The 20,241-nt window shown below is 63.4% G+C and carries 17 protein-coding genes; 6 read left to right on the top strand and 11 right to left on the bottom strand.

The genetic code is table 11. The features are described from left to right. Positions 1–51: 51 nt before the first annotated feature. Positions 52–1,344, top strand: coding sequence for an FUSC family protein (locus tag PQR08_RS05685; protein ID WP_250485185.1), 1,293 nt, complete (start codon positions 52–54; stop codon positions 1,342–1,344). 27 nt (positions 1,345–1,371) lie between these two features. Here PQR08_RS05685 and zwf read toward each other — a convergent pair whose 3' ends face one another. The 6 genes from zwf to PQR08_RS05655 form a co-directional block, all read right to left on the bottom strand. Continuing rightward, complete coding sequence (gene zwf / locus PQR08_RS05680; RefSeq protein ID WP_035502837.1) at positions 1,372–2,847, bottom strand: glucose-6-phosphate dehydrogenase; 1,476 nt, start codon at positions 2,845–2,847, stop codon at positions 1,372–1,374. Between the two features lie 175 nt (positions 2,848–3,022). Next, positions 3,023–3,922, bottom strand: a complete 900-nt coding sequence (locus PQR08_RS05675) for a LysR family transcriptional regulator (protein WP_250485183.1) — start codon at positions 3,920–3,922, stop codon at positions 3,023–3,025. Positions 3,923–4,013: 91 nt separating this feature from the next. Further along, complete coding sequence (locus PQR08_RS05670; protein ID WP_250485182.1) at positions 4,014–6,101, bottom strand: 2Fe-2S iron-sulfur cluster-binding protein; 2,088 nt, start codon at positions 6,099–6,101, stop codon at positions 4,014–4,016. Positions 6,102–6,153: 52 nt separating this feature from the next. Next, positions 6,154–6,774 (bottom strand): glutathione S-transferase family protein, encoded by a 621-nt coding sequence (locus tag PQR08_RS05665; RefSeq protein WP_250485181.1) that lies wholly within the window; start codon positions 6,772–6,774, stop codon positions 6,154–6,156. 158 nt (positions 6,775–6,932) lie between these two features. After that, a complete protein-coding gene (locus PQR08_RS05660; protein ID WP_187605436.1) occupies positions 6,933–7,235 on the bottom strand; it encodes a hypothetical protein in 303 nt (100 codons plus the stop codon). A 102-nt stretch (positions 7,236–7,337) separates the two neighbouring features. Then, positions 7,338–7,520, bottom strand: coding sequence for a DUF1289 domain-containing protein (locus PQR08_RS05655; protein WP_187605437.1), 183 nt, complete (start codon positions 7,518–7,520; stop codon positions 7,338–7,340). Positions 7,521–7,800: 280 nt separating this feature from the next. On the opposite strand from PQR08_RS05655, the gene PQR08_RS05650 reads away from it, so the two are divergent. Then, positions 7,801–9,804: an AI-2E family transporter gene (locus PQR08_RS05650; RefSeq protein ID WP_250485180.1), complete on the top strand. Its 2,004-nt coding sequence runs from the start codon at positions 7,801–7,803 to the stop codon at positions 9,802–9,804. 14 nt (positions 9,805–9,818) lie between these two features. Here the strand turns inward: PQR08_RS05650 and PQR08_RS05645 are convergent, their stop codons facing one another. The 4 genes from PQR08_RS05645 to PQR08_RS05630 form a co-directional block, all read right to left on the bottom strand. Continuing rightward, positions 9,819–10,052: a hypothetical protein gene (locus PQR08_RS05645; RefSeq protein WP_035502848.1), complete on the bottom strand. Its 234-nt coding sequence runs from the start codon at positions 10,050–10,052 to the stop codon at positions 9,819–9,821. A gap of 67 nt (positions 10,053–10,119) precedes the next feature. Continuing rightward, complete coding sequence (locus PQR08_RS05640) at positions 10,120–11,679, bottom strand: methyl-accepting chemotaxis protein (protein ID WP_238214518.1); 1,560 nt, start codon at positions 11,677–11,679, stop codon at positions 10,120–10,122. A gap of 150 nt (positions 11,680–11,829) precedes the next feature. Beyond that, positions 11,830–12,909: a hypothetical protein gene (locus PQR08_RS05635; protein WP_408161095.1), complete on the bottom strand. Its 1,080-nt coding sequence runs from the start codon at positions 12,907–12,909 to the stop codon at positions 11,830–11,832. 136 nt (positions 12,910–13,045) lie between these two features. Further along, positions 13,046–13,840: a 3-hydroxybutyrate dehydrogenase gene (locus tag PQR08_RS05630; RefSeq protein ID WP_250485178.1), complete on the bottom strand. Its 795-nt coding sequence runs from the start codon at positions 13,838–13,840 to the stop codon at positions 13,046–13,048. Positions 13,841–14,619: 779 nt separating this feature from the next. Between PQR08_RS05630 and PQR08_RS05625 the strand changes: the two genes are divergently transcribed. Further along, positions 14,620–15,150, top strand: a complete 531-nt coding sequence (locus PQR08_RS05625) for a GNAT family N-acetyltransferase (protein ID WP_187605441.1) — start codon at positions 14,620–14,622, stop codon at positions 15,148–15,150. Positions 15,151–15,154: 4 nt separating this feature from the next. Here PQR08_RS05625 and PQR08_RS05620 read toward each other — a convergent pair whose 3' ends face one another. After that, positions 15,155–16,150: a GlxA family transcriptional regulator gene (locus PQR08_RS05620; protein WP_408161094.1), complete on the bottom strand. Its 996-nt coding sequence runs from the start codon at positions 16,148–16,150 to the stop codon at positions 15,155–15,157. Positions 16,151–16,588: 438 nt separating this feature from the next. On the opposite strand from PQR08_RS05620, the gene PQR08_RS05615 reads away from it, so the two are divergent. The 3 genes from PQR08_RS05615 to PQR08_RS05605 are packed head-to-tail and all read left to right on the top strand — an operon-like array spanning position 16,589 to position 20,227. Continuing rightward, on the top strand, positions 16,589–17,560 hold the full coding sequence (locus tag PQR08_RS05615) for a dipeptidase (RefSeq protein ID WP_035502855.1): 972 nt from the start codon (positions 16,589–16,591) through the stop codon (positions 17,558–17,560). 31 nt (positions 17,561–17,591) lie between these two features. Next, positions 17,592–18,122, top strand: a complete 531-nt coding sequence (locus tag PQR08_RS05610) for a DUF5943 domain-containing protein (protein WP_035502857.1) — start codon at positions 17,592–17,594, stop codon at positions 18,120–18,122. A gap of 41 nt (positions 18,123–18,163) precedes the next feature. After that, the gene (locus PQR08_RS05605) at positions 18,164–20,227 is read left to right on the top strand and encodes an NADH:flavin oxidoreductase (protein WP_250485177.1); all 2,064 of its coding nucleotides are present in this window, start codon (positions 18,164–18,166) and stop codon (positions 20,225–20,227) included. The last annotated feature ends 14 nt before the right edge of the window (positions 20,228–20,241 follow it).

The raw sequence follows: 20,241 nt of genomic DNA, 5'->3' as shown, positions 1-20,241 counted from the left end.
TCTGGACGATCGGCGGCTACGCTCAAACAGACGCCCGATATCACCAGAACGATGCCGACCGACGATTCCTCCCGCAGCGCCCGCACGATCCCGCCCGAAAGCGCCGCGGCCGTGGGCGCGTTCGTCCACATCGTCGGCGATGCATTTGCCGCGCTCGGGCGCGAACTCATTGCGATCAGACCGACGCCTGCCCGCGCGCTCTTCGCCACGCAGGCGATGCTGTCCGTCGGGCTCGCCGTGGCGCTCGCCTATGCGTTCCACCTGAGCAACATCTGGTGGGCGGCGATCAGCGGCTTCGCGGTGATGCAGTCGAAGTTCTCCGCGTGCGCGCAGCGCGGCGTGCAGCGCGTGGTCGGCACGGTCGCGGGCGCGATCATCGGCGCGGTGGCGGGCGCGATGATCGGCGACGTGCCCTGGATCTTCGTGCCGTTTCTCGGCGTGATCGTGGGTGTGTCGGTGTATCGCGCGCTCGTGTCCGATGCGGGTTACGCGTGGGTGCTGGGCGCGGTGACGGCGTTGATGGTGACGTTCGAGGCGCATCGGCTCGTCTCCGCGGCGGCGACGGCGTCGTTCGCGCTGTTGCGCGTCGCGGAAGTGGTGGTCGGGACGGTGGCGTGCGTGGCCGTGTCGGCGCTCTTTCATGCGGGCGTTCAGCACTATCGCAAGTCGCGCGGCGCGCCGCCGGTGCCACGCGCGCAGGCGGCATCCACGGTCGATCGCGTCGATGGCGTCAACGCGCAGGCCGTCACCGTGATTCCCTCCGATGCGGCGCAGGCCGTGCAGGCGCTCGATGCGACGCACATCGCGCGCGCGGAGCAGATCGCGCTCGCGATGCGCAAGCGCCTCGCGTGGCAGAGCGCGTGGTCGGTGATGATCCTGGCGGCGCTCGCGTACACATGGAACCTGTCCGGCTTCGCGCAGGCGATGGTGACGGCGGTCGCCGTGCTGATTCTGCCCGCATCGGCGCTCGGCAAGCCGACGCACAAGCCGATCGCCGAGCGCATGATCCAGCGCTTCATCGGCTGCCTGCTGGCGGGTGCGGTGAGTCTCGCGCTTCTGCCGTTACTGGGCGATAACGCGTTCGCCTGCATGGCGGCGCTGTGCGCGGGCGTGTGGATCGGCTGTCACGTGCAGACGGGCACGCAAGGCGCGAGCTATGTCGGGCGGCAGTTCAGCATCGCGTTCATCATGGTGTTCGTGCAGGACCATCACTGGTCGTCTGACCCGATGCCGGCGCTGATGCGGCTCGTGGGGATTCTGGGCGGGATCGTGGTGTTGTCGGGCGTGATGGCGCTGGGCGCGGCGTGGGCCGCGAGACGGACATCGCACGTCGCGATGCGGTGAACGAACGTCACCGCATCGCGCGATGACTCAAGCCTCTTCCGCCCAGGCCTGATTCTCCCGCGCCATCAACGCACTCGACGCCGCCGGTCCGAACGTCCCCGCCGTGTACCCGCGCGGCCGGTCGCCCAGCTCCTTCCAGCCGTTGAGAATCGGCTCGACCCACGTCCACGCCGCTTCCAGTTCATCGCGACGCATGAAGTGCGTGAGCCTGCCGCGAATCACGTCGATCAACAAACGCTCGTAGGCCTCGGCGCGGCGTTGCGTCATGGCCTGTTGCAGATCGAGATTGAGCGTGACCGGCTGCATGTGCATGCCGCTGCCCGGCTCCTTCGCCATCATCTGCAACTGGATCGACTCTTCCGGCTGCAACGTGATCGTCAGCCGGTTGCCGTAGTGACGCGGACCATCCGGAATGATCGAGAACGGCAGATCCGCGAAATCGATGACGATCTCCGAGCGGCGATTCTGCATGCGCTTACCGGTGCGCAGGAAGAACGGCACATTCGCCCAGCGCCAGTTGTTGATATGCGCGCGCACGGCGACGAACGTTTCCGCGCGGCTGTCAGGAGGCACGTTCTGCTCTTCGAGATAACCCTTCACCGCCTCGCCGCCCACCGCGCCCGCCGTGTACTGACCGCGCACGGTGTCGCGGGCGGTATCGGCGACGGTCATCGGGCGCAGCGATTTCAGCACCTTCAGCTTTTCGTCGCGCACGGCGTCCGGATCGAGGGATACCGGCGGCTCCATCGCGACGATGCACAGCAGTTGCAGCAAGTGGTTCTGCACCATGTCGCGCAACGCGCCGGTGTGATCGTAGAAGCCCGCGCGGCTGCCCACGCCGACCGTCTCCGACACCGTGATCTGCACGCTCTTGATGTACGGCGCCTGCCACAGCGGCCCGAAGATCGCATTGCCGAAGCGCAGCACCATCAGGTTCTGCACGGTTTCCTTGCCGAGGTAATGGTCGATGCGATAGATCTGCTCTTCCTTGAAATGCTTGCCGACGGCGTCGTTGATCGCGCGCGCGGAGGCGAGATCGTGGCCGAGCGGCTTTTCCAGCACGACACGCGCGTGGTCGTCGAGAATGCCGGCGTTGTCGAGGTTCTCGCAGATGGTGACGAAAAGCTCCGGCGACGTCGACAGATAAAGCACGCGCTGCGAGCCGGGACGCACGGCTTGCGCGAGACGCTGGAAGTCGCCGGGATTCTCGACGTCGACGCGCACGTAGTCGAAGAGCGCGAGAAATTTGTCCCACGACTGCGCGTCGAACGCTTTCGCGTCGATGAACGGACGCGCCTGTTCTTCCATGAAATTCTTGAGGTAATCCTCGCGCGCCCAGTCCTTGCGGCCGATCGCGAGAATGCGCGTGTCGGCGGGCAGGTTGCAGTGCATGTGCGCCATGTAGAGCGCGGGCAGCAGCTTGCGCGCCGCCAGGTCTCCGCCGCCGCCGAAGATGATCATGTCGAGCGGGCGTTCATTCGAGGGAGCAGTTGGATTCGTCATGGTGCGTGAGCCGGTAAAGGTTCAGAAAAGCCGAAAGCGCGCCGATCGGTGCGATCGTTCGAGACAGCTATGTTGCATGTTTTGCCGCTACTTTGCACGGCAGTCGTGCTAACGCCCGTTCGATTCGCCGGACGATGGACGAAATGTCACTCGCGGCGCGTATGTTTAGCGCGCTTCAGCGCAACGAGTCGTCCGCGCGCAGCGTCGACACGGCGAGATCGAGGAACGCGCGCACCTTCTGCGTGACATGGCGTCCTTCGCGATGCACGAGATGAATAGGCAAGGGCGGCGGTTCGAATTCGGGCAGCACGATCACGAGACGCCCTTCGCTGACATCCTGCGCGACCTGATACGACATGAGCCGCGCGATGCCGAAATCCGCGATCGCGGCGGCGATCGCGGAATCGTTGGTGGTCGTCGAGATGCGCGGATGAGCGCGCACGAGAAACTGTCGCTCGCCGTCCTGAAGGCGCCATTCCGGCGACGACGACGAGCCCGTCGACGCGATGATCACATGCTCCGCGAGATCGTCGGGATGACGCGGCGTGCCGTGCGCTTCGAGATAAGCGGGCGACGCGCACAGCACGCGCCGCACGCGTCCGACGTTGATCGCCTGCAGCGAGGAATCCGGCAATTGCGCGATGCGCACCGCCACGTCGATGCCCTCATCGACGAGATTCACCACGCGGTCGACGAACCAGCAGCTCGCGTCGGCCTCGGGATAACGGCGCAGATAGTCGAGCACGACCGGCGTGACGTGCAGCCGGCCGAACATGACCGGCGCGGTGATCGAGAGCAGGCCGCGCGGCGACGAATGCGTGCCCGTCGCGGAAAGCTCGGCGGTATCGATCTCGCCGAGAATGCGCCGGCAGTCCTCGAAATAGCCGCTGCCGGCGTCGGTGAGACGCACGACGCGCGTCGTGCGCGTGAGCAGGCGCACGCCGAGATGCTCTTCGAGCTCCGTCACGACGCGGCTCACGACCGACGGCGAGACATCGAGCTTGCGCGCCGCCGATGCGAAGCCGCCGGTTTCGACCACCGTGACGAAGGTCGTCATTGCCTGTATACGGTCCATGGGAGAGCCCGAGGCATGCAAGCATGAAGGATGCCGTGCATTCTCGGGGATATATGCGCGGGGCACAATCCACGACCGCTTCACACAGGAATCAAAGATCGAGTTCCAGCTTGCCGCCGCCGTCCGCGGCGGGCACTGCGCAACAGATCAGCGCTTCGTCATCGCCGACATGGAAAGCCGGCTCGCTTTCATACGACACCGCGCCCTGCGCGATGCGCGTCCTGCACGTGCCGCACGTGCCGCCCCGGCAGTTGAACTCGGGCGAAAGCCCGCTCGCTTCCGCGAGTTCCAGCAAGGTGCCGCTGCCGGGTTTCCATTGCGCGCTCGCGCCCGACTTCAGGAATTCGATCTTCACCGGCTCGGTCGCGGCGGGGCGCATCGGCTTCACGTCGGCGCCCCGATCGGCCGTGCGCTTCAGCGCCGAAGGACCGAACGCCTCCGCGTGAATGCGTCCGTCGGAGACGTTGAGCGCGCGCAGGCCGTCGTAGATCGACTGCATGAACGTGCCCGGACCGCACAGATAGAAGTCGTAGTCGTTGAAGGGCAGGCGGCTCGTCAGCAGATCGATGTCGATGCGCCCCGATGCATCGTAATCGCGCCCGAGCCGCGCGCCGTTCGTATCGCTCAGCACGCGGATCACGTTCACCGCGCCGCCCGCGCTTTGCTCGAGCGCATCGATTTCCTGCGCGAACGCGCGGCTCGCGAGCGAATGCGACGACACGATCATCCACACCGGACGAACGCGGCGCTTTCTCAGGCCGTCATAGACCACGTGCCGGAGCATCGCGAGCATCGGCGTGATGCCGACGCCCGCCGCCATCAGCACGGCCGGGCGACGCTCCAGCGCATCGATCGTGAAGTCGCCGGCGGGCGCGCGCGCTTCGATCACGTCGCCCACTCTCAACGTGTCATGCAGATGCGCCGATACGCGCCCGTCGCGCTTCACGCTGATGCGATACAGCCCGTCCGATGGCGCGACCGACAGCGTGTACGTGCGAATCACCGGTTTCGCATCGCCCGGCAGCGTGACGCGGATCGGCAGATGCTGGCCGGCCTTGTGAGGGACGATGCCCGCGCCATCGGCCGGTTCGAGATGGAAGGAACGGATCGCATCGCTTTCATCGACGATCTTGCTCACGCGGAACGTCCGCCATACGTTCGCGAGCGCGGCCGCCTTGAGGCGCTCGGCCACCTGATCCCAGTCGCCGGTCATCAGCGAATTGGGCGACGCGCCCTCGCTGCGCGCCTTCCACCGCAACGGCAGCGCGCCCGCGCGATACACGATGCGGCGCGGCGTGAAGCGCCACAGCCGTTCCGCGCCCTGGAACGCGGCGGTTTCCCGGGAATCGAGCAGCACTTCGGCGTCGCCGGCGAGTTGCAGGACGTCGCCGGTGTCGAAGTCAGCGAACACGAGTCCCGCGCGGCCGTTCACGAGGATATTGCCGAGCGTATTGAAGAAGAGATTGCCCGCGAAATCCGGGATCGTGAGCGTGCCGTCGTCCGCGAGGCGCACGAAGCCCGGCTTGCCGCCGCGATGCGACACGTCCACTTGCCGATGCCCGTCCTCGCGATCGAAATACGACGCGACGAAGAACGTGTCCGCGCCCGTGATCATCGCCTTTGCGCGCGGCGAAAGCGCGTCGAGCATGACCGGCTGCACGGACGAAGACACGGCCGGATCGCGCACGAATTCGAAGTCGCGCAACTGGATGTATTGCGGGCAATTGCCGTAACTCTGCTCGACGGCCACGTCGAATGCGACGTTCGCGCCATCGCGACGAATCACGCCGTTCATGCGGTTGCGGCGGCGCGTGTGCATCTCGATGCCGAGCAGGCCGATCGACGCGCCGTCGTTCATGCCGGCATCGGCGGGATCGAGCGGATCGCGCGCGCGGCTCATCGACAGGGTTTTCGAATCGGGCGTGCGCATGAAGCCGGGACGCCCGGCGAGCAGCGTCGCCCACGGATCGCCGTGTTCATCGACCGCGCCCGCCACGATGAACGGCAACTGCGCGAAGAACTGGCGATGCTGATCCGGCATGTGATCGCGCACGACGCGCCGCCCGACGCTGTCCATGCGCTCATCGACGCCGAAGGCCTTCTGGATGGCGATTTCACCGGGATGCCACGGAGAGGGCGTGGCGACTCTTGGAACATCGGCGAGCGCGGAAGCGGACATGATCGTATGCCTCTTCGATTCAGGCGCGGCGGCGGAAGCCGCCGCGCTTACTTTACGCCGCGAGACCCGCGGCTGTCTTTTGGAACGGCACGAAACCGGGCAGCGCTTCGACGCGCGCGAGCCACGCGTTCACGTTCGCGTAGCCGGAGATATCGACGTTGCCTTCGGGGGCGCTCGAGATATAGCTGTAGAGCGCGATATCCGCGATGGTCGGATGCGCAGCGCCGGTATCCGCGATCCACTCGCGCTGCGCCAGTTCCGCATCGATCACCTTGAGCACGCCGTGCGCGCGGGCGATGACTTCCTCCGCGTTGAATTTCGCGCCGAACACGGTGATGAGACGAGCAGCGCCGGGCCCGAACGCGATCTGACCGGCCGCGACCGAGAGCCAGCGCTGCACGGCGGCGGCTTGCGCGGGGGTGTCGGGCAGCCATTTCGTGGCGCCGGCTTTCTTCGCGAGATAGACGAGGATCGCGTTCGAATCGGCGATGACTGCTTCACCGTCGATGAGCACGGGAATCTGGCCGAAGCGATTCAGCTTGAGGTACTCCGGCGTCTTGTGCGCGGCGGCCGCGAGATCGACGAATTCTGCTTCGTGATCGATTCCGAGCAGATTCAGAAAGAGACGCGCGCGGTGCGCATGCCCGGACAGCGGATGGTAGTAGATCTTCACGGCAGATTCCCTGATTCGGTTGGCGGCCGGGAGAAGTCCCGTCCTGTGAATCAAGTATCGGTTTTTGCCGTGAGAAGGAGAATAGCGGCGGAATTCAAATCACCATTCTCGAAACGAGAATGGTGATCGCGAGTTTCGTTGCTTCGCTCACGCGATATCTATTCGCCGCGCGGCACGTTCGCCTTGTTGCCCGCGAGCGGTGAGCCGTAGCCGCCGCTGTTGGCATTGTTCGGAAGACCGTTGACGAGCTGCGCGCGCGGATCGCTCGGATTGAGATTGAGCTCGCCCGCCTGCGCGTTGCCGTGCGTCGGATATTGACTGCCGAGCGGCGCGTTCGGCATGAGCTTCGTGCTGTTCTGCGGCGCGTTCATGTCGGTTTCGACGCTGGGATGCAACTGCGCGAAAGCCGATGTGGCGGCAAAGGCGGATGCGAAAACGAATGCGGCACAAGTCACTTTCATGGTCGACTCCCTGCAAAGTCTGATTCAGTGTAGTCCGCGCGCGGGAAGAAACGCGGCATCACCCTTTCGCCGACCAGTCCAGCCTTTGTTCTTTCGCGATGCCTACTTCCGGTGCTTCTTGAGCTTGGCCCGGCGCCTGGGTCTTTCGTCGATGATGCGCGCGCGATGCTTGTCCTTCATCTTCTTCCATTGCCTGCATTCGTCCTTCGTGCGCAGACAGCCGATACAGAGACCGGTCTTCTCGTCGAACTTGCAGATGCTGATGCAGGGTGAATCGACTGCCATGATGTCCTTTTCCAAGAGCGGCGGTGAAAAAGCCAATGTCGCACGCGCGCGGTTCGCGCATCCAACTGATTGTTTCGATCATGCCGATAGAGCACGGCGCGGACCCGCTTCGTTCCCGTATCGCCTCACCGTTGAACCGATTGCAGTAGAATTCGGCTCCCGAATAGACTCACCTCAATGGCGACGGGCGCTGTCGCGACGGCATGCGCCTTGCTTGACCGTTGCTTGCTCCGCACAGTCGTGCGCCGCCGGACTTCCTATAGAAAGCGAGCCATTCCCCATGCCGCAAGCACCCGGGCCGCGCCGGCCACCCGCGAAGATCCTGCCGCCCGAAGCGCCCGGCGTGCGCGCGCTGGCGTCGCTGGTGACGGGCGTCATCATCATTTGCGCGCTGTACTTCGGCCGCGCGGTGATGATTCCGATCATCCTCGCGATTCTGCTGAGCTTTCTGCTCGCGCCTTTCGTCGATTTGCTGCGGCGGCTGCGCCTGGGTCAGGTGCCGTCGGTGATCGTCGCGGTGTTGATCGCGCTATCCGTGCTGACCGCGGTCGGCGCGTTGATCGGCGCACAGGTCGCGCAGCTCGCGGGCGATCTGCCGAAGTATCAGGTCGCGGTCGAGCGCAAGATCGATTCCGTGCAGCGCGTGACGGTGGGCCGTGCCGACGAGTTTCTCGGCCGCGCGTCGCGTGCGTTGAAGCGGCTTTCGCCCGCGGCGCGCGAGCAGGAGCAGAAGAAGGAGGACAACCCGACCTCGTCGCCGATCGATCAGCCGATGCCCGTCGAAGTCCACGAGCCCACGCCGACGCCGCTGGAACTGGCGCAGCGCTTTCTGTCGCCCATCATCAGTCCGCTGGAAACCACGGGCATCGTGCTGGTCGTCGCGGTGTTCATCCTCTTGCAGCGCGAAGATCTGCGCGACCGCCTGATACGGCTTTTCGGCTCGCGCGATCTGCATCGCGCCACTACCGCGATGGACGAGGCCGCCCGGCGTCTGTCGCGCTACTTCCTCGCGCAGCTCGGCATCAATGCGAGCGTGGGCATCATCATCGCGATCGGGCTGGCGATCATCGGCGTGCCGGGCGCGCTTCTGTTCGGCGTGATGACCGCGCTGCTGCGCTTTGTGCCCTACGTCGGCACGTGGATCGCGGCGATCGTCGCGGTCGTGTTCGCCGCGGCGGTCGGTCCGGGCTGGGCGATGCTCGTGTGGACCGTCATCCTCTTCGGCGTCACCGATATCCTCGCGGGTCAGGTCGTCGAGCCGCTGCTTTACGGACACAGCACGGGGCTTTCGCCGTTCGCCGTGATCGTCGCGGCGATCTTCTGGAGCTGGATCTGGGGGCCGATCGGCCTCGTGCTCTCGACGCCGCTTACCTTGTGCCTCGTGATTCTGGGCCGTCACGTCGATCGCCTCGAGTTTCTCGACGTGCTGTTCGGCGACCGGCCCGCGCTCACGCCCGCCGAGAATTTCTATCAGCGCCTGCTCGCGAACGATCCCGACGAAGCGCTCGTGCAGGCCGAGACGCTGCTCAAGGAGCGTTCGCTGATCGCGTATTACGACGAAGTCGCGCTGGAAGGCCTGCGCTACGCCCACAACGACGTGCTGCGCGGCGTCGTGACGGCGGAACAGTTGAGGCGCATCAACGAATCCGCGCTCGACATCATCGAAGGACTGGAAGACGCCGACGATATCGCCGTGACCATCGAGCGCAAGGAAGGTCCGCCCGCGAGCCTCGATTCGCCCGACGACGCGCCGAACGTGGCGCACGAGACACCACCCGCGCGCTTCGACGCGCAGAAGGAAGGCCACACGGCGTCGGTGCTGTGCATCGCGGGGAGAAGCGAACTCGACGATCTCGCCGCGACCATCGCCGTGCAGCTTTTTCGCAAGCACGGTCTGTACGCGGATCTGGCGGGCTACGAGCGTTTCTCGCGTGGGCGCTTCGGCGAAGTGGATCTCGCGGGCGTGACGATCATTTGCGTGGTGTCGTTCGATGCGGCCGAGTCGCCGCCGTATCTGCGCAACCTGCTGCGACGCCTGCATCAGCGGGCGTCATCGGCCGAGCTGATTGTCGGGCTCGTGTTTCCCGAAAGCCCGCTGCAAGGCGAAGTGCTCGTGCGCACGAGCTCGGCGGCGGTGTCGTTCAGGGAGCTGGTCGAGGCATGCGTGGCGGCCGCCCGCCGCCAGTCCGGCGACGGCGTGCCGTGGGCAGGACTCAGCGACACGACCGGCGAGGCCGCGCTGAGCGGCCCGAGCGAGGACGTGCCGGAATTGCGTAATGCCTGACCGTGACGGCGCGCCTAGCGGTTGCCGTCGAACAGATCGTTGAGCATGGTGTCGAAGGCGGCTTGCGCGTCTTCGAGCTCCTGAAGCGCGGCATCGAAAGTCTGCAGCGCCATCTGCGACGGACGGGCGTCGCCTTCGGGCGGAAAGTGCTTTTGCAGCGACAGGAAAGCGGACTGAACCTGACGCGTCGCGTTGACGATACGTTCCATCGCTCGCGCTTCTTCCGCGCGATTGTTCTCAGCGGTCATCGGACACACTCCTCGTTGGCAATGTCCCGATAGTACCAAGCGATGCGCTTTTCGACGCTGCCCGATCTCAAGCTTTCGCGACCGTGAACAGTCGCACGGCTTCGTCGAGCACCACGGCGCGTTCCGCGAGACGTTGCGCGGTGGCCGCCGCCTGTTCGACGAGCGCGGCGTTCTGCTGGGTCGAATCGTCGAGATGCGCGACCGCCTGATTCACCTGCGCGATGCCCTCGGCCTGCTCGCTGCTCGCCTTCGCGACTTCCATGATGATCGTCGATACGCGGTTGACCGCTTCGTCGATGGCGCGCATCTGGCTCGTCGTGCGTGTGACGAGGCTCGTGCCTTCCTCGATCTGCGCGACGCTCGTCGCCACCACGCCTTCGATTTCCTTCGCCGATGCCGCGCAGCGCTGCGCCAGATTGCGCACTTCGGTGGCGACGACCGCGAACGAGCGGCCCGCCTCGCCCGCGCGCGCCGCCTCGACGGCCGCGTTCAACGCGAGGATATTGGTCTGGAACGCGATGCCGTCGATGACGTCGGTGATGTCAGCGATGCGCCGCGAGGCCGCCGTGATGCCCGCCATCGTCTGCTCGACCTGACTCGCGATGCGTCCGCCGTCGTCCGCCGCGGCCTGCGCTTCCTTGACGAGTTCGAGGGCGCGCACGGTGGCGTCGGCGTTGCCTTGCACGGTGGTGGTGAGTTGATCCATCGTCGCGGCGGTCTGTTCGAGCGACGCCGCCTGCATTTCCGTGCGACGCGAAAGGTCCGTGTTGCCGCTGGAAATCTCGTTGGCGGCGTCGAGCATGCCGCCGATCTGGCCGCGCACGTCGAAGACGATCGCCGCGAGATTCGCCTTCAGCTGGCCGAGCGCGCGCTGCACGTCGCCGAGATCGTCGTGGCGCGCATCGGGCATGTCGGCGGTCAGATCGCCTGCTGCCATGCGCGCGGCGAAGCCGGACATCGTGCGCACGGGGGCATCGACCTGACGCGACAGCGCGAGCCAGCCCGCGAAGCTCGCCACCGAACCCACGCCCAGCGCGATCCAGAAGGGCAGTGGCGGCGCGCCGCCCCAGCCGGCCAGCGCCGCGATCGACGTGGCGACGGGTACGGCGGCGCACGCGGTGCCCAGACGCGCGCTGACGGGCATGTTCGCGATCGCCGCGAGCTTGCCGGCGATGCCGTGCTTCACGAGCGCGCCGCGCACGAGCCTGTGCGACGCGTTGCCGGCTTTCATTTGCGCATAGAGCGCGGTGGCGTCGCGCACTTCCTCGCGCGTCGGCTTCACGCGCACGGAGAGATAACCGACGACCTTGCCGTGCTCCATCACCGGCGTGACGTTGGCGCGCACCCAATAGTGATCGCCGTTCTTGCGGCGATTCTTGACGAGCGCGGTCCACGAGCGGCCGGCGCGGACGGTCGCCCAGAGATCGGCGAAGGCTTCGCGCGGCATGTCGGGATGACGGATGATGTTGTGCGGCTGGCCGATCAGCTCCTCGCGCGAGAAGCCGGACACCGACACGAACGCCGGATTGCAGTACTGGATGTTGCCGGAGAGATCGGTGGCGGAGACGAGCATCTCCGAGGCGGGAAATTCGAACGCTTGCTGGGTGACGGGCTGATTGTTGCGCATGATGTCCTTGCTTCTTCCGATTCACGCGCCGCCTTCGGGAGGCGGCGCGCGTCTGATTACAAGGACATAACGGCTAAAGGCCCCACGTTCTTTAGGGGATTCCGAGTAAAACGCTCAAGTGTGGCGGAATGATGCCGATAGGCGTGCCGATTATGTGAGCGTATGACGGTTCAAAATCTCGTCCACTTGAACACGCGCTGTGGGATCTTGCTGCAGTAACGCTTCGGTCCAGTGGAGGATTTCCTGTTTGGACATCGAGGGATGACCGAAAGCGACGAGATCGGAAGACCGATCGACGACAAGGAGCGACTCGATGTACTGCGTCACGAACACACAGTCTGTCCAGTCCGGCAACACGCGCTCGCAGAGCGCGCTGTATGCGAGACGATCCAGATAGGCTTCGTTGAAGATGTGCCGATTCGTTTTGACAAAAATCACTTCGAATGGATGCGCGCTTCTGCCCAAATAGCTGAACTTGCAGCTTGGATCTCCCTGTGACTCACGGGCATCTGCCGAATTGAAACCGCTATGGGCCTTCCGATAATCAATCCGATTGTATTCCGGTAGTATTGCCGCGATATTCCAGTTGCGTTTCAGAATAAGTTGCGACAGGAGCAGCTCATATCGCACGATGACTTGCTCCTTGGTCAGCGTCGCGTTATTCGCATAAAAGCCCACATCCCGCAGGTACCCCAGACTCCTCCTCGGCAAGACGTAAGCCATGGTTTGAACGTGAGAAAAAGGTTCGCAGCCTCCGAAATTCGCCTTGTAATACGATGAGTAGGGCGATGCCGGCGATAGAATATTGATGGTGGATCCGACCAGCCCGATATCGTCGGTCAGTTTCGTGTTGAAGATGCTTTTCCAGTCGCGGCTTTCGTACGGCGGCAGAAATGGACCACGAACGGACGAATTGACGAAATAGACGAATTCGTAATTTAGCGCATCGTTGCCGAGGGCGTTGATCGCGGCGCAATAGCCGCCGAAATCGTTATTGATGTTCTCGGTGAAGAGGTAACGGATATTCTTTCGTTCCGGTAGATCGATCGTGTGCTGTCCGGCGATGACGACGAGATAATCGCAATCCTCCGAATAACCGAACAGAAGAAAATGCGCCAGGTTATGAATGTAGGATTGATCTTTCTCGAAGAAATGATAAACGACGAGAGCGTCCGTGCGGCGGATATCACATTTGCCCGGAGCCATAATACGCATGGGGGACCATTCCATAAAATCGATCTTTCAGAGAGCCGTGCATATTATATGAACTCGTCGAAAGCAGGATCGGAAATAGCCGGTCAAATTCCGTGATTTATTGTCTCATCGTAATTCGCGCGCCGCTCGAACCGGGCGGCGCGCGGAGCGCTTACTGCGCGCTCCATCCCCCATCGATCTGCAGCGCCGAGCCGCGCATCTCGCTTGCGGCGTCGGAGCAGAGGAACACGGTCATGTCGCCGATCTGCTGCGCGGTCACGAACTGCGCCGACGGCTGCTTGTCGCCGAGCAGCTTCGCGCGGGCCGCATCGGGCGTGAGCGAGTCGCGGGCGGCGAGATCGTCGATTTGCTTCTGCACGAGCGGCGTGAGCACGAAGCCGGGGCAGATTGCGTTGACGGTGACGCCGGTGCGGGCGTTTTCGAGCGCGGCGACTTTCGTCAGTCCGAGAATGCCGTGCTTGGCGGCGACATAGGCGGACTTGCCTGCCGAGCCGACGAGCCCATGCACCGACGCGATGTTGATCACGCGGCCCCAGTTGCGCGCGCGCATTTGCGGGAGCGCGACGCGCATCGTGTGGAACGCCGAGCTCAGATTGATGGCGATGATCGCGTCCCAGCGGTCGGTCGGGAATTCGTCGATGGTCGCGACGTGCTGGATGCCGGCATTGTTCACGAGGACATCGACGGCGCCGAAGGTTTCGTTCGCGAACGCGATCATCGCTTCGATTTCATCGGGCTTTGTCATGTCGGCCGGATGATGCACGGCTTTCACGCCGGTCGCTTCGATTTGCTTCAGGGCGCCGTCGATATCGCCGAAGCCGTTGAGCACGAGGTTCGCGCCGGCTTGCGCGAGCGCCGTGGCGATGGCGAGGCCGATGCCGCTCGTCGAGCCGGTGACGAGAGCCGTTTTGCCAGCGAGCGATTTGTTCGATGCGGTTTGAGTCATACGAGGGTTGTTTTCCTTCGGGTTTGATTGGGTGCTGGGTGCTTGTGGAGTTTGGAGCGGCCGTTGCTTCTGAGTAAATTGGGGTTTTCGGGCGATTGATTTGGTTTTTGGTGGGTGTCCCGTATTCGCGTCGGTCTATTAGCACTGCCCCTCCCCGGGGCGGGGGTCACTTTCTTTGCTGCTGCAAAGAAAGTAACCAAAGAAAGCAGCTCGTTCAGGCCCGCGGTCACACGCAGTTTGGCCATGCTTGCCAGCCGTCGGTGGCACTCGCCTAAGTGTCGCCCTCAAAGGCCCTATCGGGCTTGGCTCGCGCACGGTCTGTCACATCGTACCGCTTGCTTCCCTGGTTCAGCACCAAATAGCTCCGGCCCGCTTCGCGGCCGATGGGTCAATCGGGTCTGCGCGTGCTTCTTTGCTGATGCCTCTCCCATAGATGGTTTCCCTCGCATACCCAACGGCAGCGCGTAGCGCTGTGCCGAAGCTGTTTGGTGCTGAACCAGCGCGCTATAACTTATAGCGCGTCAGACCGTGCGCGAGCCAAGCCCGACTGGGTCTTCGAGGGCGACACTTAGGCGAGGTCCACGTGCGGCTGGCAAGCATGGCCAACGTGCGTGTGACTGCGGGCGGTGAGAAGCTGCTTTCTTTGGTTACTTTCTTTGCAGCAGCAAAGAAAGTGACCCCCGCCCCGGGGAGGGGCAGAGCCAATAGACCGACACGAAAACAGGATTCCATCGAAACCCAAGCAACCACGAACAGAAATTCAGCGTCATACTTGACGCATGAAGGCCGATTATCTCCGCACAGCGCTTTCCTTCCGCCTCGCGCGCCCCGCCGACGCCGCGGAGATCGCGCGCATCCACGTCAAGGCCTGGCAGGCCGCCTATCGTTCCATTTTTCCCGCCGAATTTCTCGATTCCCTTTCCGTCGCAAAACGGCGAGCGCTATGGACCGATCTTATCGCCCGCGGCACGCCCCGCGTGATGCTCGCCGAACGCGACGACGTGATGCTGGGCTGGATAGCATGGGGACCATCACGCGACCACGACAAAGGCAAAACGGACGCCGAAATCGAAGCCGTCTATATCGATCCGGCGCATTGGCGCAAGGGCGCGGGCAGGATGTTGATCGACGAAGCAATCAACGCCGCGGCGAGCGAAGGTTATCGGGAAATGACGCTCTGGGCGCTCGAAGAAAACGCGCACGGCCTGCGCTTTTATAAAGCGCTCGGCTTCGCACTGGACGGCGTGTTCCGGACGGAAAGAGTCGGCGGCTGCGAAGTCTGCGAAACGCGCCTTCACATGTCGATCTGAACGCTCACGCCACCATCGCAGGGACGGCAGATAGCGAAGGCAGTTGCTTGCGCCGTTCGCGCGTCGGCGCCGTGCCGAAAGCATCGCGATAGCTTTTCGAAAAATGACACGCCGACTGAAAGCCGCACGCCATCGTGATATGCATGATCGACATGTCGGTCTGCAGCAGCAATTCACGCGCGCGCCGCAAACGCAATGTCAGGTAGTAATGCGTCGGCGTCATGCCGAGATGCTCGCGAAATAGCCGCTGCAATTGCCGTTGCGACATCCTCGCGAGCCGCGCCAGTTCTTCGCGCGATAAAGGCTCTTCGATATTGTTCTCCATCAGCGAGATCACTTCGAAGAGCGACTTGTTCGCCGATCCCAGCCGCGCCACCAAAGGCATGCGCTGCTGCGCGCTCGTATCCCGCACATGCTCGACGATGAACTGCTCGGCAATCTGCGTGACCCGCGCCGTGCCGACACGCGCAGCGATCAGATTGAGCATCATGTCGAGCGGCGCGACGCCGCCCGTGCACGTCACTCGATCGCGGTCGATCACGAACAGCTCCTTGAGAAAGCGCGTGTCGGGAAACTCTTCCTTGAGCGCCGACATGTTCTCCCAGTGGATCGCGCACGCGTAGCCTGCGAGCAAGCCCGCGCGCACCAGCGCAAAGGTGCCGGTGCAGAGCGAGCCGAGCACGCTGCCCGTGCGCGCGAAGCGGCGCAAGGCCGAAAGATGCGCGGGCGTCGTCGCGCGCTGCACGTCGATGCCGCCGACCACGAACACGATGTCGGGCTGCCCCACGCAATCCACCGGACCGGTATCGACGGAGAGTCCGTTGCTCGCCGTCACGGGGCCGCCTTCGGGACTCACGATCGACCACCGATAGAGCGGCTGCCCCGTCAGATAGTTCGCCATGCGCAGGACTTCGATCGCATTGGTGAAAGCGATCATCGTGAAGTTGGGAAGCGGCATGAACGCGAAGTGTGACAGCGACGCCGTGCGATCGGAGGACATGTGAGAACTGATTCCTTGGAATCTATTTGTTGGCGCCGTCAGTGCGGCGCTTCGCCACTTTTTTAATTTTGGTTGTTAGTGCAACTACCATGCCATCAGGCTAAACCCTGAGCAATGTATGGCGCAGCGCATGCTTCGCTGCGGGCGCGCACCGCCGCGGGGCCAAGCGCCGCAAGCCGCGCACTGCGATAGCGCACGATCGTTCCGACGCAGTGCAGCAAATCACCTAGGTAAATGCGCTACACCGAATCGCAATTCGCCACTTGTCGAAAACAGACGCCGATGTCGGAAAAGGTAAAGAACACGTCTAAATTCATAAATTGACCGGCAGGCCAAGAGTCAAGAATAGACGCAACGACGAAGGCATCGATCAGGCGCTGCAAAGCCCGTCAGACCTGCGTCTTTCCCCCTCTACCCGGCAACGCGGAGCACACCCAGTTGAGCACCCTCCACAACGACAGCATCATCATCGACGGACTGAACATTTCGAAGTTCGAGCGCTCCGTGTTCGAGGATATGAGGAAGGGCGGCGTCACCGCCGTGAACTGCACCGTGTCGGTGTGGGAAGACTTTCAGAAGACCATCGACAACATCGCGGAAATGAAGCAGCAGATCCGCGAGTACAGCGAGATTCTCACGCTCGTGCGCACGACCGACGACATCCTGCGCGCGAAGAAAGAGAACAAGACCGGCATCATCTTCGGCTTTCAGAACTCGTATGCCTTCGAGGACAACCTTGGTTATATCGAAGTATTCAAGGAACTCGGCGTCAACGTGGTCCAGCTTTGCTACAACACGCAGAACCTCGTCGGCACGGGTTGCTATGAGCCGGACGGCGGCTTGTCGGGTTATGGCAAGGAAGTGATTCATGAGATGAATCGCGTGGGCATCATGGTGGATCTCTCGCACGTCGGCGCGAAGACTTCTTCCGATGCGATCGCCTGCTCGAAGAAGCCCGTCACGTACTCGCACTGCTGCCCGTCGGGGCTCAAGGATCATCCGCGCAACAAGACCGACGAGCAGTTGAGAGAGATTGCCGATGCGAACGGCTTCGTCGGCGTGACGATGTTCTCGCCGTTCCTCAAGAAAGGCCCGGACGCGACCGTCGAGGATTATCTCGAAGCGATCGAATACACGATCGATGTGATCGGCGAAGACAAGGTCGGCATCGGCACCGATTTCACGCAAGGCTACAGCACCGAGTTCTTCGACTGGATCACGCACGACAAGGGCCGCTATCGCCGCCTGACGAACTTCGGCAAGGTCGTGAATCCGGAAGGCATCCGCACGATCGGCGAATTCCCGAATCTCACCGCCGCGATGGAAAAGGCGGGCTGGAGCGAGTCCCGCATCAAGAAAGTGATGGGCGAGAACTGGATGCGCTTCTTCGGCGAAGTCTGGAACGTCTGATCACTCACGACAAATACAAAGGAACCCTGCGATGCAACCTCAATTGCCTATCGACGTCGATGCGCAAACCGGCGTCTGGACCACCGACGCGCTGCCGATGCTCTACGTGCCGCGCCATTTCTTCACGAACAATCATGTCGCCGTCGAGGAAGCGCTCGGCCGCGAAGCGTATGCCGAGATTCTCTACAAGGCCGGCTACAAGTCCGCGTATCACTGGTGCGATAAAGAAGCGGAAAAGCACGGCATCAGCGGCATGGCCGTATTCGAGCATTACCTGAAGCGTCTGTCGCAGCGCGGCTGGGGCCTGTTCGACATCGTCGAAGCCGATCCGGCGACGTCGCATGCGCGCATCCATCTGCGTCACTCGTCGTTCGTGCTCCAGCAGCCGGGCAAAGAGGGCAAGCTCTGCTACATGTTCGCGGGCTGGTTCGCCGGCGCGATGGACTGGGTCAACGACACCGCGCCGGACAGCGCGAAGAAAGGACCGCGCTCGAAGTCGATCGAGACGCAATGCGCCGCCGAAGGACACGATCACTGCGTGTTCGAAGTGTCGCCGCTGTAAGCGCCACGCACCGAAGCAAATTCATTCCGAGGTCGATCGCAATGCGTTACCCGAACCTTTTCAAGCCTCTCCAGCTGAACAAGCTGACCCTGCGCAACCGCATCGTCAGCACCGCGCACGCCGAGGTCTATGCCGAACCGGGCGGCCTGCCCGGCGACCGCTATATCCGTTATTACGAGGAGAAGGCGAAGGGCGGCGTCGGCCTCGCCGTGTGCGGCGGTTCGAGTCCGGTTTCGATCGACAGCCCGCAAGGCTGGTGGAAGTCGGTGAATCTCGCGACCGACAAGGTCATCGATCCGCTCTCGCGTCTCGCCGAAGCGATGCATCGTCATGGCGCGTTCATCATGATCCAGGCGACGCACATGGGCCGCCGTTCCGCATGGCACGGCGAGCACTGGCCGCATCTGATGTCGCCCTCGGGCGTGCGCGAGCCGGTGCATCGCGGCAACGCGAAGATCATCGAAGTGGAAGAGATCAAGCGCATCATCCAGGACTTCGCTGCAGCCGCGAAGCGCGTGAAGGATGCGGGCATGGACGGCATCGAAATCTCGGCCGCGCACCAGCATCTGATCGATCAGTTCTGGAGCCCACGCACGAACTTCCGCACGGACGAGTGGGGCGGCTCGCTCGAGAACCGTCTGCGCTTCGGTAGGGAAGTGCTGAACGCGGTGCGTGAAGCCGTGGGCGCGGACTTCTGCGTCGGCCTGCGCATGTGCGGCGACGAGTTCCATGAAGACGGCCTCTCGCACGAGAACCTGAAGGAGATCGCTCAGGCGATGTCCGAAAGCGGCCTCATCGATTACGTCGGTGTGATCGGCTCCGGCGCGGATACGCACAACACGCTCGCCAACTGCATGCCGCCGATGGCGCTGCCGCCCGAGCCGTTCGTCCATCTCGCAGCGGGCATCAAGTCGGTCGTGAAGCTGCCGATCATGCATGCGCAAAGCATTCGCGATGCAGGTCAGGCCGAGCGTCTGCTCGCGAACGGCATGGTCGATCTCGTCGGCATGACGCGCGCTCAGATCGCCGATCCGCACATGGTCATCAAGATTCGCGATGGCCGGGAAGATGAAATCAAGCAGTGCGTCGGCGCGAACTATTGCATCGACCGTCAGTACAACGGGCTCGACGTGCTGTGCGTGCAGAACGCGGCGACCTCGCGTGAAGAGACGATGCCGCATGTCATCGAAAAGACGCGCGGACCGAAGCGCAAGGTCGTCGTGGTCGGCGCGGGTCCCGCAGGTCTCGAAGCGGCGCGCGTCGCGCGTTCGCGCGGCCACGATGTCGTGCTGTTCGAGAAGAACGATTACGTCGGCGGCCAGATCATGCTCGCCGCCAAGGCGCCGCAGCGTGAGCAGATGGCCGGCATCGTGCGCTGGTTCGACATGGAAACGAAGCGTCTGGGCGTCGATCGCCGTCTCGGTGTCGCGGCCGACGACAAGATGATCATGGCGGAGAAGCCGGACATCGTCGTTCTCGCGACGGGCGGCTCGTCGTTCACGAGTCAGGTGCCAGCCTGGGGCGTCGAGCAAGGCCTCGCGGTCAGCTCGTGGGACATCCTTTCGGGCAAGGTCGAGCCGGGCAAGAACGTGCTCGTGTACGACGGCGTGTCGACACACGCGGGCGCGGGCGTCGCGGACTTCATCGCGTCGAAGGGCAACAACGTCGAGATCGTCACGCCGGACGTGAAGGTCGCCGACGACACCGGCGGCACCACGTTCCCGATCTTCTATCGGCGTCTCTATGCGCAAGGCGTGATTCACACGCCGAACTACTGGCTCGACAAGGTGTACGAGGAAGACGGCAAGAAGATCGCCGTGATCCGTAACGAGTACACGGAAGAGCAGGAAGAGCGCGCGGTGGATCAGGTCGTGATCGAGAACGGCATCACGCCGAACGACGCGCTCTACTGGAAGCTCAAGCCCGAGTCGCTCAATCGCGGGCAGACCGATGTGCACACGCTCTTCGCATCGCAACCGCAGCCGTCGTTGAGCGAAGAGCTCGGCAACGGACGCTTCCTGCTGTTCCGCGTCGGCGACTGCATCTCGATGCACAACATCCACAGCGCGATCTACGATTCGCTGCGCCTCTGCAAAGACTTCTGACGAGGTATTCGACG

Source organism: Caballeronia jiangsuensis (assembly GCF_046030135.1).
GTDB classification, from domain to species: domain Bacteria; phylum Pseudomonadota; class Gammaproteobacteria; order Burkholderiales; family Burkholderiaceae; genus Caballeronia; species Caballeronia jiangsuensis.
This window is presented reverse-complemented; position numbering and strand designations above follow the sequence as displayed.

Bases quoted from the DNA above. Each gene is read 5' to 3' on its own strand.
- PQR08_RS05685 (WP_250485185.1), top strand. From the start codon at position 52: ATGCCGACCGACGATTCCTCCCGCAGCGCCCGCACGATCCCGCCCGAA.
- zwf (WP_035502837.1), bottom strand. From the start codon at position 2,847: ATGACGAATCCAACTGCTCCCTCGAATGAACGCCCGCTCGACATGATC.
- PQR08_RS05675 (WP_250485183.1), bottom strand. From the start codon at position 3,922: ATGGACCGTATACAGGCAATGACGACCTTCGTCACGGTGGTCGAAACC.
- PQR08_RS05670 (WP_250485182.1), bottom strand. From the start codon at position 6,101: ATGTCCGCTTCCGCGCTCGCCGATGTTCCAAGAGTCGCCACGCCCTCT.
- PQR08_RS05660 (WP_187605436.1), bottom strand. From the start codon at position 7,235: ATGAAAGTGACTTGTGCCGCATTCGTTTTCGCATCCGCCTTTGCCGCC.
- PQR08_RS05655 (WP_187605437.1), bottom strand. From the start codon at position 7,520: ATGGCAGTCGATTCACCCTGCATCAGCATCTGCAAGTTCGACGAGAAG.
- PQR08_RS05650 (WP_250485180.1), top strand. From the start codon at position 7,801: ATGCCGCAAGCACCCGGGCCGCGCCGGCCACCCGCGAAGATCCTGCCG.
- PQR08_RS05645 (WP_035502848.1), bottom strand. From the start codon at position 10,052: ATGACCGCTGAGAACAATCGCGCGGAAGAAGCGCGAGCGATGGAACGT.
- PQR08_RS05640 (WP_238214518.1), bottom strand. From the start codon at position 11,679: ATGCGCAACAATCAGCCCGTCACCCAGCAAGCGTTCGAATTTCCCGCC.
- PQR08_RS05635 (WP_408161095.1), bottom strand. From the start codon at position 12,909: ATGGAATGGTCCCCCATGCGTATTATGGCTCCGGGCAAATGTGATATC.
- PQR08_RS05630 (WP_250485178.1), bottom strand. From the start codon at position 13,840: ATGACTCAAACCGCATCGAACAAATCGCTCGCTGGCAAAACGGCTCTC.
- PQR08_RS05625 (WP_187605441.1), top strand. From the start codon at position 14,620: ATGAAGGCCGATTATCTCCGCACAGCGCTTTCCTTCCGCCTCGCGCGC.
- PQR08_RS05620 (WP_408161094.1), bottom strand. From the start codon at position 16,150: ATGTCCTCCGATCGCACGGCGTCGCTGTCACACTTCGCGTTCATGCCG.
- PQR08_RS05610 (WP_035502857.1), top strand. From the start codon at position 17,592: ATGCAACCTCAATTGCCTATCGACGTCGATGCGCAAACCGGCGTCTGG.
- PQR08_RS05605 (WP_250485177.1), top strand. From the start codon at position 18,164: ATGCGTTACCCGAACCTTTTCAAGCCTCTCCAGCTGAACAAGCTGACC.